Annotated in this window: 10 protein-coding genes; 8 read left to right on the top strand and 2 right to left on the bottom strand. The window is 72.4% G+C overall.

The window, feature by feature from the left end; all coding sequences use genetic code 11:
• Positions 1 to 138: 138 nt before the first annotated feature.
• Both efeB and efeO read right to left on the bottom strand, forming a co-directional pair.
• Entirely contained in the window at positions 139 to 1,485 is a 1,347-nt protein-coding gene (gene efeB / locus QI554_RS03055; RefSeq protein WP_281465486.1) for an iron uptake transporter deferrochelatase/peroxidase subunit, read from the bottom strand.
• Positions 1,486 to 1,540: 55 nt separating this feature from the next.
• Positions 1,541 to 2,665 (bottom strand): iron uptake system protein EfeO, encoded by a 1,125-nt coding sequence (gene efeO, locus QI554_RS03050; protein ID WP_281465484.1) that lies wholly within the window; start codon positions 2,663 to 2,665, stop codon positions 1,541 to 1,543.
• 304 nt (positions 2,666 to 2,969) lie between these two features.
• Here efeO and QI554_RS03045 point away from each other — a divergent pair, with 304 nt between their 5' ends.
• From QI554_RS03045 to QI554_RS03010, 8 genes are all read left to right on the top strand, one after another.
• Entirely contained in the window at positions 2,970 to 4,172 is a 1,203-nt protein-coding gene (locus tag QI554_RS03045; protein WP_281465482.1) for a thiolase family protein, read from the top strand.
• A complete protein-coding gene (locus QI554_RS03040; RefSeq protein WP_281465480.1) occupies positions 4,169 to 6,280 on the top strand; it encodes a 3-hydroxyacyl-CoA dehydrogenase NAD-binding domain-containing protein in 2,112 nt (703 codons plus the stop codon). The genes QI554_RS03045 and QI554_RS03040 overlap by 4 nt, the downstream gene beginning before the upstream one ends.
• Positions 6,281 to 6,539: 259 nt before the next feature.
• The gene (locus tag QI554_RS03035) at positions 6,540 to 7,991 is read left to right on the top strand and encodes a D-ribitol-5-phosphate cytidylyltransferase (protein ID WP_281465478.1); all 1,452 of its coding nucleotides are present in this window, start codon (positions 6,540 to 6,542) and stop codon (positions 7,989 to 7,991) included.
• Position 7,992: 1 nt separating this feature from the next.
• A complete protein-coding gene (locus QI554_RS03030) occupies positions 7,993 to 9,915 on the top strand; it encodes a glycosyltransferase family 2 protein (protein WP_281465476.1) in 1,923 nt (640 codons plus the stop codon).
• A 194-nt stretch (positions 9,916 to 10,109) separates the two neighbouring features.
• A complete protein-coding gene (locus QI554_RS03025; protein ID WP_281465474.1) occupies positions 10,110 to 11,348 on the top strand; it encodes an LCP family protein in 1,239 nt (412 codons plus the stop codon).
• 4 nt (positions 11,349 to 11,352) lie between these two features.
• Positions 11,353 to 12,447, top strand: a complete 1,095-nt coding sequence (locus tag QI554_RS03020) for a phage baseplate protein (RefSeq protein WP_281465472.1) — start codon at positions 11,353 to 11,355, stop codon at positions 12,445 to 12,447.
• A gap of 55 nt (positions 12,448 to 12,502) precedes the next feature.
• Positions 12,503 to 14,713, top strand: coding sequence for a hypothetical protein (locus QI554_RS03015; protein WP_281465470.1), 2,211 nt, complete (start codon positions 12,503 to 12,505; stop codon positions 14,711 to 14,713).
• A complete protein-coding gene (locus QI554_RS03010) occupies positions 14,710 to 16,596 on the top strand; it encodes a glycosyltransferase family 2 protein (protein ID WP_281465468.1) in 1,887 nt (628 codons plus the stop codon). Before QI554_RS03015 ends, QI554_RS03010 begins: the two co-directional genes overlap by 4 nt.
• Positions 16,597 to 16,914: the final 318 nt, after the last annotated feature.

The following is a 16,914-nucleotide window of genomic DNA, read 5'->3' as shown; positions in this document are numbered from 1 at the left end:
GCAGCAGCCGCCCGCCGTGGCCGCGCCGCAGGCCTGACCAACGCGGAAGGGGCGGGTCCACCGACGTGGACCCGCCCCTTCTGCGTACGCTCCCGGCACCCCCGGCACCCCCGGCACCCCCGGCACCCGGGCCCCGGCTCAGCCGAACAGCGCCTTGCCCCACCAGTCGTCCGCCCCGCGCACGCCCGGCGGGCACGCGAACAGCGCGGAACCGACGTGCTGGATGTACTCGTTCATCGCGTCGTGCGACGCCAGCTTCTGCTGCAGCGGGATGAACCCGCGCGCCGGGTCGCGCATGTAGGCGAGGAAGAACAGCCCGGCGTCGAGCCGCCCGAGACCATCGGAGCCGTCGACGAACGAGTAGCCGCGCCGCAGGATGGTCACACCGTCGTTGCTGTCCGGGTGGGACAGCCGCACGTGCGAGGTCTCCTTGAGGGCCTTCAGCGGCACCTCGTCGCGCTCCTTGACCGCACCGTGCGGGGCGCCCTCGCCCTTGGTGCGGCCGATGATCTCCTCCTGCTCGCCGAGCGGGGTGCGGTCCCACGTCTCGATGTGCATCCGGATGCGCCGCGCGACGAGGTACGAGCCGCCCGTCATCCAGTCGGAGCCGTCCTCGGTCCGCGCCCACACGTGCTTGTCGAGCCGGTCCGTCTCGCTGCCCGCGATGTTCCGCGTGCCGTCCTTGAAGCCGAACATGTTGCGCGGCGTCTGGGCGTCCGGCGTCGTCGAGGACGTCTTGCCGAAGCCCAGCTGCGACCAGCGCACCGCGACGGTGCCGAAGCCGATGCGCGCGAGGTTGCGGATCGCGTGCACGGCGACCTGCGGGTCGTCGGCGCACGCCTGGATGCAGATGTCGCCGCCGGAGCGCGCGGGTTCGAGGTTGTCGCCGGGGAACGGCGGCAGCTCGGCCAGCGCGACCGGCCGCTTGGCGGCGATCCCGAACCGGTCCTTGTTGTCCTTGACGAACAGGCTGGGCCCGAACCCGATGGTGAGCGTCAGGTTCGCCGGCGGGAGCCCGACGGCCTCGCCGGTGTCGTCCGGCGGCGCCTCCGCGATGCCGTCGACGGCGCCCTTGCCCACGGCCTGACCCTGCGTCATGGCACGTGCGGCGGCGGTCCACTGCTGGAGCAGCCGGACCAGCTTGGCGCGGTCCTCGGTGATCACGTCGAACGAGACGAAGTGCAGGCGGTCCTGCACCGGCGTCGCGATGCCGGCCTGGTGCGCGCCCTCGAACGGCACGGCCGTCGTGGTCGCGCGCGGCGCGCTGTGACGCTCCTCGGTGACGGCGGCCGCGACCCCGCCCGCGGCGGCGGCGCCGACCGCGAGGGCGCCGCCGGTCCAGCCGATCAGCGCGCGACGGCTGACCCCGCCGCGGCCGGTCGCGGACCCGCCATCGGCCTCGGCCGCGGCCTCGACACGCGGCGCGGCGCCGTCGTCGTTCTTCTCGTCCAGCTCGGGCTGTTCGCCGTTCCGGTCGTCGGTCATCATGCGCTCCCCTCGGGAAGTCGGGCCCGGCCTCGGCCGGGTGCCGCGGGTGTGGTTACTGCGCGACCGCGCCGGCGAGCTTGGACAGCGGCTCGGCGAGCGCGTTGACCGCGTCCGACAGCTCCTTGCGCTTGCCCGCGTCGACCGTCTCGTAGGAGACGTAGCCCTCGCCCTGCTTGTACTTGTCGAGCTGCTTCTCGATGTCGGCGAACTCGCCGTCGAGGGTCTGGCCGAGCGCGGCGTCCTTCTCCGCGACGTACGGCTTCAGCAGCTCGTAGGCCTTCTTGGCGCCCGCGACGTTGCCCGCGAAGTCGACGAGGTCGGTGTGGCTGAACGCCTCCTCCTCGCCGGTGATCTTGCCGGTCGCGACCTCGTCGAGCAGCTCCTTGGCGCCGTTGGCCATGGAGGTCGGGGTGATCTCGGCGGTACCGACCTTCTCCTGCAGTTCCTTGTAGTCGGCGAGCAGCTTGTCCGCGTACTTGCCGTCCTCGGCGCCGAGCTGACCGGTGGTCCACAGCGTCTTCTCGAGGCGGTGCCAGCCGGTGAACTCCTCGCCCGGCTTGAGGTCGGCCTCGCGGGCGTCCATCTCCGGGTCGAGGTCGCCGAAGCTCTCCGCGACGGGCTCGATCGACTCCCAGCCGATGCGCGACTTCGCGTACAGCTCCTTGGCCTTGGCCGCGTCGCCCGCCTTGACCGCGGCGACGAACTGCTCGAGGACCGGCAGCGAGCCGTCGACCTGGGCCTGGACGTACGCGCGGTAGTCGGCGACCGCCTTGGACAGGCGCGGGTCGAGCGGCTTGGCGGACGCCTCGCCGGCGACGGTGACCGCCTGGCGGATGCCGTCGCCCTTCATACCGGGCTTGCACGCGACCTCGTACTTGCCGGGCTTGATCTCGAAGCTGATGTCGACCGACAGGCCGGGGCCGATGTTCTCCCGCTCGGTGACGATGCGGTCGCCTTCGGCGTAGACGTACACCTCGGTGACCTGGCTGCCCTTGTTGGCGACCTTGAGGGTGTTCTTGCCGGACTTCCAGTCGGTCTTGCCGAGCTCGCACTTCTTGTCCGACGCCGTCACCTTGATGGCGTCGCCGCCCGAGTCGCTGCTGCACGCGGCGAGGGTCGGGATCCCGAGAAGGGCGGCCCCGGCTATGGCGGCGAACGAACGGCGAACGGCAGGCATGGAACGCTCCAACGGGGACTTTGTCGGACGGGGCGAGGAAGGTTAGGCGATGCTAAGTAAGCCAAGGCTTCGCTGCATTGTGCCAGTCGTCCCCATTCGAGTCACCAGCCCCCGGCCAAGAGACCCCCCGGTTGGCATGTGGCACTCCCGACACCGCGACTACGTCACACCGCCCACCCCGCCGCTGGGCTGTTCGGATGGCAGCGGACCGTTACCGCTCTACCGGCGGTAACACCCCTCTAGGCGTTTTGGTTACCCATGAGTAGCATGGGCCCGTAACCCTTCCACGAGGAGTGCTGCCACTGTGTCTCGCCACCCCAGGGACGTCGTCTTCGTCGACGGTGTCCGTACCCCCTTCGGCAAGGCCGGCCCCAAGGGCATCTACCACGAGACCCGCGCCGACGACCTGGTCATCGCCTGCATCCGCGAGCTGCTCCGCCGCAACCCGCAGCTGCCCGGCGACAAGGTGGACGAGGTCGCCATCGCGGCCACGACGCAGATCGGCGACCAGGGTCTGACGCTCGGCCGTACCGCGGCCCTCCTGTCCGGACTGCCCAAGTCGGTTCCCGGCTACTCGGTCGACCGCATGTGCGCGGGCGCCATGACCGCGGTCACCAACGTCGCCGGCGGCATCGCGCTCGGCGCGCTGGACATCGCCATCGCGGGCGGCGTCGAGCACATGGGCCGGCACCCGATGGGCGAGGGCGTCGACCCGAACCCGCGGATCATCGCCGAGAAGCTGGTCGACCCGTCGGCGCTCGTCATGGGTTCCACCGCGGAGAACATCCACGACCGGTTCCCGCAGCTGACCAAGGAGCGCGCGGACGCGTTCGCGGTCGGCAGCCAGGAGAAGGCCGCCAAGGCGTACGCCGACGGCAAGATCCAGCCCGACCTGGTCCCGGTCGCGACCCGCTCCACGGAGAAGGGCTACGGCCTGGCGACCGAGGACGAGCCGCCCCGCCCGGGCACCACGATGGAGAACCTGGCCGGCCTCAAGACCCCGTTCCGGGTCCGCGGCCGGGTCACCGCGGGCAACGCCGCGGGCCTCAACGACGGCGCCACCGCCGCGATCCTCGCCTCCGAGGAGTCCGCGCGCGAGCTCGGCCTGCCGGTCAAGATGCGCCTCGTGCAGTACGCGTTCGCGGGCGTCGAGCCGGAGGTCATGGGCATCGGTCCGGTCCCGGCGACCGAGAAGGCCCTCGAGCGCGCCGGCCTCACCATCGAGGACATCGGCCTGTTCGAGATCAACGAGGCGTTCGCCGTCCAGGTCCTGTCGCTGCTGGACCACTACGGCATCGCCGACGACGACCCGCGGGTCAACAAGTACGGCGGCGCGATCGCGTTCGGCCACCCCCTGGCCTCCTCCGGCGTGCGGCTGATGATCCAGCTCGCGCGCCAGTTCGAGGAGCACCCCGAGGTCCGCTACGGCCTGACCTCGATGTGCATCGGCCTCGGCATGGGCGGAACGGTCATCTGGGAGAACCCCCACTGGGAGGGCGACAAGTGACGGACCTCAAGCAGCTCGCCGCGGAGATCTTCCCGGACGAGCTCGTCACCCACTTCCCGGTCCAGGTCCTCGACCTGCCGTACGGTGCGGGCAAGTTCGCGCTCATCACGATGGACAACGGCTTCGACCACACGAAGCCGACCACGTTCGGCCCGGGCGGTCTCGCCGAGCTGGGCGAGGCGCTCGACCAGGTCGAGGCGCTCGCCGCGGCCGGCACGATCGTCGCCGCCGGTGTCACCGGCAAGCCGTTCATCTTCGCGGTCGGCGCCGACCTCAAGGGCGTCGGCGTCATCCAGAACCGCGACCAGGCGCTGGCGATCGGCCGTGCCGGGCACGACGCGTTCAGCCGGCTGCGCGGCCTGCCCGTCCCGACGTTCGCGTTCTACAACGGCGCGGCGATGGGCGGCGGCGTCGAGATCGGCCTCGCCTGCACGTACCGCACCATCTCCTCGGCGGTGCCCGCGCTTTCGCTGCCGGAGTGCTTCCTCGGCCTGGTGCCGGGCTGGGGCGGCTGCACGCTGCTGCCGAACCTGATCGGGCCGGACAAGGCGATCACGGTCGTCATCGAGAACGCGCTCAACCAGAACAAGCAGCTGAACGGCCCGAAGGCGTTCGAGCTCGGCATCGCCGACGTGCTGCTCGAGCCGGCGGACTTCATCACCGAGTCGCTGCGCTGGGCGGCCAAGGTCGTCCAGGGCGAAATCGTCGTCGAGCGCGCCGACTTCGACCGCGGCGAGGGCTGGGACAAGGCGATCGAGACCGGCCGCTTCATCGCGGACATGAAGGTCGCCGGCGCCTCCCCCGCGCCGTACCGCGCGCTGGACATCATCGACGCGGCCCGCTCGGGCGACGTCGACGCCGGCTTCGCGCTCGAGGACGACGCCCTGGCGGACCTCATCATGGGCGACGAACTGCGGGCCGGGCTCTACGCGTTCGACCTGATCCAGAAGCGCGCGAAGCGTCCCGCCGGCGCTCCCGACCGGTCGCTCGCGCGCCCGGTCACCAAGGTCGGCGTCGTCGGCGCGGGCCTGATGGCCTCGCAGCTCGCGCTGCTGTTCGCGCGCCGCCTGGGTGTGCCGGTCGTCATGACCGACATCGACCAGGAGCGCGTGGACAAGGGCGTCGGCTACGTGCACGGCGAGATCGACAAGCTGCTCGCCAAGAAGCGCCTCAGCCCCGACGCCGCCAACCGCTACAAGGCGCTCGTCACCGGCTCGCTGACCAAGGACGCGTTCGCGGACGCCGACTTCGTCATCGAGGCGGTCTTCGAGGAGATGTCGGTCAAGCAGCAGGTGTTCGCCGAGGTCGAGGCCGTGGTCTCCGCCGAGTGCGTGCTGGCGACCAACACCTCGTCGCTGTCGATCACCGAGATGGCGTCGAAGCTCGCGCACCCCGAGCGCGTGGTCGGCTTCCACTTCTTCAACCCGGTCGCGGTGCTGCCGCTGCTCGAGGTCGTGCGTGCCGAGCAGACCGACGACGCTTCGCTGGCAACGGCGTTCGGTGTCGCCAAGCAGCTCCGGAAGACCGCGGTGCTGGTCAAGGACGCGCCGGCCTTCGTGGTCAACCGCATCCTGACCCGCTTCCTCGGCGAGGTCCTGGCGGCGGTCGACGAGGGCACCCCGATCGAGGTGGCCGACAAGGCACTCGCCCCGCTCGGCCTGCCGATGTCGCCGATGGTGCTCCTCGAACTCGTCGGCCCCGCGGTCGCCGCGCACGTCGCGCACACGCTGCACGACGCGTTCCCGGACCGCTTCGGCGTCTCGGCCAACCTGGAGACGATCGTCAAGGCGGGCAAGCGCTCGTTCCTGACGTGGGCCTCCGGGGCGCCCGAGGTCGACCCGGAGGTCGCCGCGCTGATGACGGTCGGGGACACCCCGTCGACCGCCGAGCAGGTCCGCGAACGGGCCCTGGCGGCCCTCGCCGTGGAGATCCGGCTCATGCTGGACGAGGGCGTCGTGCAGGCCGCGCAGGACATCGACCTGTGCATGATCACCGGCGCGGGCTGGCCGTTCCACCTGGGCGGCATCACGCCGTACCTGGACCGCAGCGGCGTCTCGGAGCAGGCCACCGGCCAGCGCTTCCTGGAGAAGGGCGTGGCTTCCGTCTGATCGGGCCGACCGCCTGACATCGCGTAAACCGCTTGGGGCGGCCCGGAGTCCGTGCTAATCGCACGGACATCCGGGCCGCCCTTTGCGTTGTGCTGAATCGATGTCACGTACGCCACACGCGCACCTCCGGTTGCAGTGATGTACATCACATACGTGGGCGTATGGCGACGATTTGCCCGATTCCCCGGGTCAACCGGTTGTTCATCCGCCATTAAGGTTGCCGCCTCAACCAACTCATTCGTTCGTGGGGCGATAGCGCATGCACGGAAACAGACCCACCGTCGCGGTCATCCTGGCCGGCGGAATCGGCGAACGGGTCGGGCTCCCCATGCCCAAGCAGCTCGCGAAGATCGCCGGGAAGCCGATCATCGAGCACACCCTCGCGGTCTTCGACACATGCCCGGACGTGGACGAGGTCGTCGTGATGATGACCCCCGGCCACGTGCCCGCCGTCCAAGACATCGTCCGGCGCGCCGGATTCGGCAAGGTCAGCTGCGTCGTCGAGGGCGGCCGGACCCGCAACGAGACGACCGAGCGGGCCCTCGACGTCATCGGCGACCGGGACTGCGACGTGCTGTTCCACGACGCCGTACGGCCGTTCGTCACGCACCGCATCATCGCCGAGTGCGTCCAGCAGCTGCGCCACTACGAGGCCGTCGACGTCGTCATCCCGTCCGCCGACACCATCGTCGTCGCGGACGGGCCGGTGCTCGCCGAGATCCCGGCGCGCGCCACGCTGCGGCGCGGCCAGACCCCGCAGGGCTTCCGCATCTCGACGATCCGCCGCGCGTACAAGATCGCCGCGGAGGACCCGGGCTTCGCCGCCACCGACGACTGCGGCGTCGTGCTGCGCTACCTGCCCGACGTGCCGATCGGGCTCGTCGCCGGCAGCGCGGAGAACATGAAGGTCACCGAGCCGGTCGACCTGTTCATCGCGGACAAGCTCTTCCAGATGGCGGCGCACACCCCGCACCCCGGGCACTCCCCCGCCGCCTACACCGACGGCCTCCGCGACAAGACCCTCGTGGTGTTCGGCGGCAGCTACGGCATCGGCGCCGACGTCGCCGAACTCGCCGCGCGCCACGGCGCCCGCGTCTTCACGTTCAGCCGCAGCGACAACGGCACGCACGTGGAGAACCCCGAGCACGTCGAGGAGGCGCTCGCCCGGGTACACGCCGAGACCGGGCGCATCGACTACGTCGTGAACACCGCGGGCGTGCTGCGCACCGGCGAGCTGGCCGACACCGACCACGCCACGATCGAGGAGGCGCTGCGGGTCAACTACCTGGCCCCCGTGCACATCGCGCGCTCGGCGTTCCCCTACCTCGCGCGCACGCAGGGCCAGCTGCTGCTGTACACCTCCAGCTCGTACACGCGCGGCCGCGCCGACTACAGCCTCTACTCGTCGGCCAAGGCCGCCGTCGTGAACCTCACCCAGGCGCTGGCCGAGGAGTGGGCGCCGCACCGGGTCCGCATCAACTGCGTCAACCCCGAGCGCACCCGCACCCCGATGCGCACCCGCGCGTTCGGCGACGAGCCCGCGGACACGCTGCTCACCTCGGCCGAGGTCGCCCAGATCTCCGTCGACACGCTCATCTCCGGCATGACCGGGCACGTCATCGACGTGCGGCGCGACGACCCGCTGCGGGCGCCCGGCCGGGCCGCCCCGCCCGGGCCGCGGGCCGGGTCCGTGCCGACCCTGACGCGGTGAAATGGACCTCAAGGTCACGGTGGTCGTTCCGGTCCACAACATCGGGGCGCACTTCCGCGCCTGCCTCGACTCGGTGCGCGCGCAGACCATGCCGCGCTCCGAGTACGAGGTGCTGTTCGTCGACGACGGCTCCTCGGACCGCAGCGCCCGGCACCTGACCGAGGAGACCGCGCTCAGCGCCAACCTGCGGGTCCTCGCGCTGCCGCACTCGGGCGGCCCCGGCGCCCCGCGCAACACCGGACTCGACCAGGCCCGCGGCGAGTTCGTGCTGTTCCTGGACGACGACGATCGGCTCGCGCCCGAAGCGCTGGCGACGCTGTACGAGACGGCGGCCGCCACCGGCGCGGACATCGTCGTGCCGAGGACCGCCGGGCACGGGCACGAGGTCGCCTCGGACGCGTGGGACGCCCCGCTGGTACGGCCCCACGTCCTGACCCACCCCGAACTCGAGACCGCGCTGACCGCACGGCAGTTCTTCCGCCGATCGTTCATCGCCGGGCACGGACTGCGGTTCGCGGAGGGCGCGGTGCCGTTGGCGGGCGAGGCCTTCGCCCTGGCCGCGCACCTGCTGGCGAGCGGTGTCGCCGTCGCCCGCGAGCGGGTCTGCTACCACCGGGTCAGGCTCGACGCCCGCGACCGGCACGGCGCCGCGCCGGACCCCGCCGCGCACGCGGCAGGCGCCGAGGCGCTGTTCGACGTGCTCGACCGGCACGCGGCCCCGGGGCCCGCGAAGGACCGGCTGACCGCGCGGTGTTACCGCGTCGCCGTCCTCGACGACCTGCACCGGCGCGCCTCGCAGGGCGACGCCGAGCTGCGGGACGCGTGGGTGCGGGCCTCCGCGTGGCTCGCCACGCGGCGCGTTCCGCCCGCCGCGGAAGCGCACCTGCCGCTCACCGCCCGGGTGCGGTCGGCGGTGCTGCGCGCCGAACGGGCCGACGTCCTGCCGCTGCTCGCAGAGGCCGAGGCCGGTGTCACGCACCAGCCGCACCTGCTCTCGGCCGGGTGGGAGGGCGGGCGCTTCGCCGTCCGGCTCGGCGCGCATCTCGTCCGGCAGCGCAAGGGCCGGCCCACCGAGCCCGTCCGGTTCGTGCAGGACGGCGACCGCGTGCGGTGGGAGCTGCCCGGCGCGCTCGCAGGCGTGCCCGGGGTCCCGGAGGCCGCGGACGTCACCGCGGAGCTTCCCGGCGTCCGGCTGGACCACGTCGCGCGGCACCGCGACGCCGGCACCGAGGTCCGGCCCGCGGCCGAGCAGCGCCTGGCCGCCGAACCGCTCGGCCGCGACGCGGTCGGCCGACCGGTGTTCGCGCTGCGGGCCGACGCCACCGGGTACTTCGATCCGAGCGGTGCCGAACACGGCGCGGCCGCACCGGCGATGGACGGCCTGTGGGACTTCTTCGCCGAACTCGACGGCTTCGGCCTGCGCGTCCGGCGGCGGATCGGCAACAACCGGGCCACGCTCGCCGATTCGGGCATGCGCGTGGCGTTCACCGGTGCGGGCGTGCTCGCCGATCCGTACTGGACCAAGTACGACTGCCTCACGGTGTGGGTCAACCCGCCGGAACCCGGCGCCCTCAAGAAGGCCGTGCGGCAGCCCGAGCACACGTGGTTCCAGTCCGACGGCCGGCTGCTGCACGCCGGCATCCCGCTCGAACTCGGGCCGTTGGCGGCGCCGGTGCCGTGCGTCGTCACGCTCAGCGCCCTGGACGCCGAGCCGGTGCACTGCCACGCCGTGGTCGAGGCGCCCGCCGCCGAGGACCTCGCGGTGCTGCGCTTCGCCGCCGAACTCGCCCAACTCACGTCCCCCGCGGGGCTGTGGTCGCTCGGTGTCGCCGTCGGATCCGCGCCCGTGACCGCCGACCTGCGCCTGGCGCTGCGCCACGACCCCGGGTCCGGGACCTGGGCGGTGGAACGCGGCGGGCCGTGACGACGCACCGCCCGGCGCAGCACCGTCCCGGCCCGCCGGCCCCGACCATCCCCGCCCCCGCACCCCTGTGAGATCTCGTGCCGCTTCCCCCCGACGCCCCGGACCCGTCCGTTCCCCCGCACGGCGGTGACCCCGCGCGGTCGCCGGAACCCCGTCACGCGCGCAGGGAGGGCGGCTTCGGGGGCTTCCACGGTTTGGGCACAGCCGCCGACGGCGCGCAGGGCGCCGCTTACATCGACGCCGCGTACGCCGACGTCCGGGCCGATGCCGGTGACGACATGGACGCCGGGTCTGACACCGGGACCGACGCCGGGACCGACCCGCGGCCGGACACCGACGCGCCGCAGCCCGGCGGCTCCCCGCGCCGGCGCGGCCGTCGGCGGGCCGGGCGCGAGGCCGTCCCGGGCAAGCGCCGCCGCCGCTGGGTCAAGCCGCTGGTGATCACGCTGTCGCTGCTGCTCGTGCTGATCGGCGGTGTCGCGGGCTTCGCCTGGTACACGATCCGGCAGCTCGACAAGAACATCACGCGGGTCGACAACGCGCTCAGCCGCGAGGGCCTCGCGCCCGACGCCGGTCCGCGTCCCGTCGCCGACCCGGCGGCCGGCAAGGCCATGAACATCCTCCTGGTCGGCTCCGACTCGCGCGGGCCGGCCGCCACCGGAAGCGACTCGGGCGGCGACATCGAGACGTCCCGCGGCGACCGCACCGACACGATGATGGTCCTGCACATCCCGTCCGACCGGTCGGCGGTGCGCGCGGTGTCACTCCCGCGCGACTCGTGGGTGCCGATCCCCGGCCACGGCGAGGCCAAGCTCAACGCGGCGTTCTCGTGGGGCGGTCCGCAACTGCTGGTCGCCACCGTCGAGAACCTCACGAACATCCGGATCGACCACTACGTCGCGATCGACTTCAACGGGTTCAAGAGCATGGTCGACACCCTCGGTGGCGTCGAGGTCACGCTCAAGCAGGCCAGCCACGACCCGTCCCAGAACGTCGACTTCGCCGCCGGGACGAACAAGCTGAACGGCGCCCGGGCACTGCAGTTCGTACGCCAGCGGCACGGCCTGCCGCGCGGCGACTTCGACCGCATCGTGCGCCAGCAGCAGCTGCTCGGCGCCATCGCGTCGAAGGTGACCCGGGAGGGGATCCTGACGCATCCGCTGCGCACCAAGGACCTGTTGGACTCACTGACCAGGTCGATGACGGCCGACAAGGGCTTCTCCGTCACCGACATGCTCGGGTTGGCCGACAGCCTCAAGGGCATCGGCGACAACGACCTCGAGTTCCGCACCGTGCCGACCACGGGCACCGGATGGCGGGAGAAGCAGAGCGTCGTGCTGCTCGACGACGCGCGCGACCGCGAGCTGTTCGCCGCGATCCGCGCCGACACGGCGTGGCCGACCGCGCCCAAGTCCGAGACGTGGAAGCCGTGACCGCGTGACCGACCGTCCCCGACCGTTCGCCGGCGGACCGCGCCGCCGTACCGTGCTGCGCGCCGTCGCGGCCGTCGCCGCCCTCGGCGCGGGTGCCGGAGGGGTCGCGGCCGCCTGCTCGGACCCCGCGGACCAGCCCGCGCCCGAGGCCGTGCCGCCGAGCGCGCCGGAGCGTCCGACGGTGCCGGACTCCGTGCGGTTCGACCTCGCGGCGCCCGCGACCGAGCTGTTCCGCGAGCGGCCGTTGGCCGGGCGCGACACCGTCATGCAGTCGTTCGCGTTCGACGACGCCGGGCGGCGCGTGTTCGCCGCGCAGATCCGCGACCGGGCGGCCGGCGACCTCACCCTGACCCGGCTCACGTGGGACGGCGTGGTCGACGGCGCGATGGTGCTGGAGGGCTTCGGGCACGGCACGCAGATCGGCGTCGAACGGGTCGCGAACGACGTGTTCGTGTGGGTCGAGTCGCACGCGGCGCAGAGCGAGGGCGCCGGATGGGGCAGGCGCGTCAGCCGGGTCAAGTTCCGGGACCGGGACACCGTGGAGAGCGGCGGCAAGCACGCGCCGTCGTTCGACCTCGTGCCCGACGCGTGGGGGCTGTCGTGCTCCGTCGACACCGCCTACGGGCAGATGGCCGTCCGCTACAACACCGGCGGCAGCATCCGGTACCGCGTGTACGACCTCGCCGAGGTCCGCTCCGGGCGGCGCACGCCGCGCTGCGAGCTGCCGGCCCCGCCCATGCATCCGACGGCGGACGAGCCCGAACCGAGCGCGCAGGGGTTCGCGCTCTTCGGGCGCTACCTCTACACGCTGGAGGGCACCGCGTACGGCGCGCCCGGCTCCGTCGCGCCGGTCGGGAACACCTACCTGACCTGCACCGACCTGTCCGTGCCGGGCGGCCGCGTGGCGGCGGTGCGGACCGTGCGGGACGGCGCCGACCTGCGGTTCCGCGAACCGGAGGGGGTCGCGGTGCAGCGTCCCGCGGGGCCCGGTGGGCCTGCGCGGCTGGTGTTCGGGCTCGCGTCGTACGCCGGATCCGCGACCGACCCGGAGCGGCTGGCCACGTTGATCGGCATCGACGCGACGGTCACCGACCCGTAGCCGCGCCCCGTCGCTTTTGTCCCCCTACCCCACCCGTTTCTTGAGGATCCTGGCCATGAAGAGACAGCCCACCGACGGCCCCTCGGCCTACGTGACGCGCGTGATCGCCGCCAAGCGTTTCGTCGGCGTCGAACGGCTGCGCGGCCTGGTGGCCACCGTGGCGCTCGCCCTCGCGAGCATCGGCCTGGTGACCGGTGCGCTGCTGCCGCAGGTGTGGGTGTTCCTCGGCGCGGCCGTGGTCAGCTACGCGGCGGACCTGTACCTGCACATCGCGGAACCGGTGTTCATGCGCAAGCTGGGCCGGTTCCGGCTCGGCGTGACGGTGCGCTTCCTGTTCCGCAGCTCGCTGCTGCTGATCGTGATGGCGCGGGTCGGCTGGGAGCAGAGCCGGCTGTTCGACATCGCCACGGTGATGCTGCCGCTGCTGTTCATCGCACAGATCACCTTCACCGGCGTGCTGTCGGTGGTACGCCGTCGCCGCCGACTGCCGGTCGCCACCCGCAACATGGCGCTGAGCAGGCTGCGGATCGCGGACGCGCCGCCGCAGCGGCTCACGCACGGCTACGGGCGGCAGCTGCTGCACCTGGAGATCATCGGCGTGCTCGGCGTGGTCGCGACGCTGATCCGGCACAACCCGTGGTTCGCGGTCGCCGGGCTGGGCGCCGCGCTGGCGTTCCGCTGCGCGCTGCTGGTCGGGCTGCTGCCGCACCTGACGCGCGCCATGCGGTTCCCGAGCCGCGACCAGGTGCTGCGCAAGATCGACAACTGGCTGGCCGAGAACCGGCCCGAGGTGGTGCTGTACTTCAGCGGGTCCAAGGACTCGGCGTACCAGGCCAACATGTGGCTCGGCGTGGTCGAACGGCTCGACCAGCGGGTGCTCATCGTGCTCCGCGAACGGCACACGCTGGAACGGCTCGGCGCCACCTCGCTGCCGGTGCTGTGCGTGCCGAGCGCCGTGCACCTGATGAACATGGACCTGGCGTCGGTGCGGGTCGCGCTGTACCCGGCGAACGTCGGCAAGAACATCCACATGCTGCGCGAGCCGCACGTCAAGCACGTGTTCATCGGTCACGGCGACAGCGACAAGCTCGCCAGCGTCAACCCGTACAGCAAGGTCTACGACGAGGTGTGGGTCGCCGGGCCGGCGGGGCGTGAGCGCTACGCGACCGCGCGCGTGGGTGTGCGGGACGACGAGATCGTCGAGGTCGGCCGGCCGCAGCTGTTCCGGGTCCGGGGCGTCGGGGAGCACGCGCCCGCGCCGGTGCCGACCGTCCTGTACGCGCCCACGTGGGAGGGCTGGACCGACGACCCCGGGAACACCTCGCTCACGACCGCGGGCGTCGGGATCGTGAAGGCCCTGCTCACGTCGCCGATGCCGGTCCGGGTCGTGTACAAGCCGCACCCGTTCACCGGCACCCGTGATCGCAAGGCCAAGGACGCGCACCAGCAGATCACCCGGATGCTGGAGAAGGCCAACGCCAAGCTGGACGCCGCCGACCGCGGCGCCCGGCAGGAGGCCGCCCGCGCGCAACGCGAACTCGACGCGGTCGACGCGCTGTTGCTGGAGGAGGTGGAGCGCGGGCGGGTGCTCTCCGCCGACGACGCGCAGCGGTCCCGCGACAGCATGCCGGGCAGCGGGCCGCGGCCGGAGCAGATGACCGCGTTGGAGCAGGCGCGGAACGCGGCCTACTGGGCGGCGGCGGGGCAGCTGCGGCACCACGTGGTGCAGGGGCCGTACCCGCACCTGTACGACTGCTTCAACGAGGCGGACCTGCTGGTCAGCGACATCTCCAGCGTGGTCGCCGACTTCGTGGCCAGCGGCAAGCCGTACGCGCTCACCGACACCGGACGGCTCGGGCACGCCGAGTTCTTCGAGCGGAACACGGCGGCGCGCGGCTCGTACCTGCTGCAGCCCGACCCGAAGCCGCTGGCGTCCGGCGTCCGGGCGCTCGTCGAACTGCTGTACGGCGAACGCGACGACCACATGGCGGCGGCGCGCGCCGACCTCAAGGCGTACCTGCTCGGGCCCGACGAGCCGGACTCGCAGACCCGCTTCCAGCACGCGGCGACGGCGCTCGCCGCCCGCTCGGCGCAGCGCGTCGAGGAGCTGCTGCCGCGCGAGTTCGAGCCGGCGCTGTTCCCCGACGCGGCGGACGAGCCGGTCGAGGACGAGGCCGACCTCGCGCAGGTCGTGAGGCCGGTCGGCCACCCCGAGCCCTACTCCGACCACTTCCCCGACCACTTCGCCGAAAGGACCGCTTGGTGAAGGTCTCCGTCGTCGTCCCCGCCTACAACACCGGCGCCGCGATCCAGACCTGCGTCGACTCGATGCGCGCGCAGACCATGCCCGCGAGCGACTTCGAGGTGCTCTTCGTCGACGACGGGTCGACCGACGAGACCGGCTTCATCCTGGACCGCGCGGCGCTCGAGAACCCGAACTTCCGGGTCTTCCACATCCCCAACTCCGGCTGGCCGGGCCGCCCGCGCAACATCGGCATCGACCAGGCGCTCGGCGAGTACCTGTACTTCGTCGACGACGACGACTGGATCGGCCCGGAGGCACTCGAGCGGCTGTACGCCAAGGCGGTCGCGGACGACGCCGACATCGTGCTGGGCCGTCTTGCCGGGCACGGCCGCGCCGTACCGCGCGAGATCTTCCAGAAGCCGCTGAGCGGCGCGCACGTGCGCACCCACCCGCTGCTGCTGACCTCGATGACGGTGCGCAACCTCATCCGCCGCGACCTGCTGTCGGCGTACGGACTGCGCTTCGACGAGGGCAAGGTCCGGCTCGAGGACCACATGTTCATGCTGCGGGCGCACTTCGCGGCACGGCGGGTCTCGGTGCTGCACGACTACACGTGCCAGCACGTCGTCCGGCACGAGGCGGTCGGCAACAACTCGTTCGCGCGCATCGAGCCCGTGTCGTACTTCGAATCGGTGCGGCGGATCTTCGACATCATCGAGGCGAACGTCGAACCGGGGCCGCTGCGCTACAAGTTCCTGTCGAACTGGTACACCGGCAAGATCCTCAACCAGTTCACCGGCGCCGGGTTCCTCTCCGCAGACGCCGCCTTCCAGGCAGAACTCGTCGCGGTCACCTCGCAGTTGACCAACGAGCGGATCCCGCTCGAACTCGACGCCACCCTGAACGCCCGGATGCGGGTGGTCGCTGCGGTGCTGCGTACCGGAAGCGTCGAACTGTGCCGCGAGTTCGCCGCGTACTCGGCGCGGATCACCCACGAGCCGCGCCTGGAACGGCTGTACTGGCAGGGCGAGGAGCTGGTCGTCGGGGTGGCCGCGCAGGCGGTCGCGAAGACCGACGACGGGCAGGCCGTACCCATGCGGTTCGTGCGGTACGACGGGCGCACCTACCTCAACCTGCCCGACGCGCTCGCCCGCGTGCCGTCCGTGGTCGCCGCCGCCGACGTCACCGACGCCGTCGCGGGCGCCCGGATACGCGTGTTCGCCCGCTACCGCGAGGCGGGCGGCGACGTTTTCCTCGCGGGGGCAACGCAGTTGGAGGAAGCGCACTACTTCGACGGGACTTTCGGCCTCGTCGAGCACGGCACCGCCCGGCTCGCGCCGCTCACACTGGCCGGGACCAAGCGGCGCGCGGACGTCCTCGACCTGCACTCGGTGGTCGACATCTGCGGCTGGTCCTCGACGCGGCGGCTCGGCGTGAACCGCGCGGCCGAGGTCGACGAGTGCCGCACGCCCGCGTTCGTGGGGTCGCCCGCGCTGTTCGTCAACCCGTACTGGACGACGCCGCACGACAACCTGAGCGTGGCGCTCGGCCCAGGGCTCGCCCCGGCGGGCCGGGCGGCCACCGGCCTGCGGCACGTCGCGCCGGTGGTGAAGGGCGGGCGGCTGCACGTCGAGGTGCCGCTGAACGTGCACGTCCCCGGCGGCGTCGAGGCCAAGGCCGACGTGACGCTCGAATGCACCGACGGCCGCAAGGTGAAGGTTCCCGCCCGCGTCGCCGCCTCCGGCACGTCGATCGCCTCCGGCGTGCTGACCTTCAGCGCCGCGCTGACCGACATGGCGTCGTACGGGCCGGTGCAGTGGAAACTCCGCATGCACCACGCGGGCAAGGCGGTCGACGTGGCGGCGGTGCTGACGCCGGTGAACGGGGTGTGGCGGTTGGGGTGAGCGGGGGTGTGGGGGCGGGGGTGTGGGGGCGGGGCCGGGCCGGAATGCGGCTGCCGGGTCGAGCCGGGATGCGGCGGTTGGGGTGAGCGGGGGTGTGGGCGCTGGGCCGGAATGCGGCTGCCGGGCTGAGCCGGGGTGTCGCGGCCGGTCGAGCCGGAACGCGGCGGCCGGGCTGCCCTGGGCGCCTTGGGGTGCCTTGGGGTGCCTTGGGGTGCCTTGGGGTTCCGCAGCCTGGCTGAGCCGGACGGGGGAGTCGGCGCCCGCGACCGGACGCCACCGGCCAACCACCACGGATAGCCCGTCCCGATCGCGGGCAGG

Source organism: Yinghuangia seranimata (assembly GCF_029953285.1).
In the GTDB taxonomy this organism is placed as follows: Bacteria; Actinomycetota; Actinomycetes; order Streptomycetales; family Streptomycetaceae; genus Yinghuangia; species Yinghuangia seranimata.
This window is presented reverse-complemented; position numbering and strand designations above follow the sequence as displayed.

Excerpts from the sequence above, each read along its gene's own strand:
- efeB (WP_281465486.1), bottom strand. The coding sequence starts at position 1,485 with ATGACCGACGACCGGAACGGCGAACAGCCCGAGCTGGACGAGAAGAAC.
- efeO (WP_281465484.1), bottom strand. The coding sequence starts at position 2,665 with ATGCCTGCCGTTCGCCGTTCGTTCGCCGCCATAGCCGGGGCCGCCCTT.
- QI554_RS03035 (WP_281465478.1), top strand. The coding sequence starts at position 6,540 with ATGCACGGAAACAGACCCACCGTCGCGGTCATCCTGGCCGGCGGAATC.
- QI554_RS03030 (WP_281465476.1), top strand. The coding sequence starts at position 7,993 with ATGGACCTCAAGGTCACGGTGGTCGTTCCGGTCCACAACATCGGGGCG.
- QI554_RS03015 (WP_281465470.1), top strand. The coding sequence starts at position 12,503 with ATGAAGAGACAGCCCACCGACGGCCCCTCGGCCTACGTGACGCGCGTG.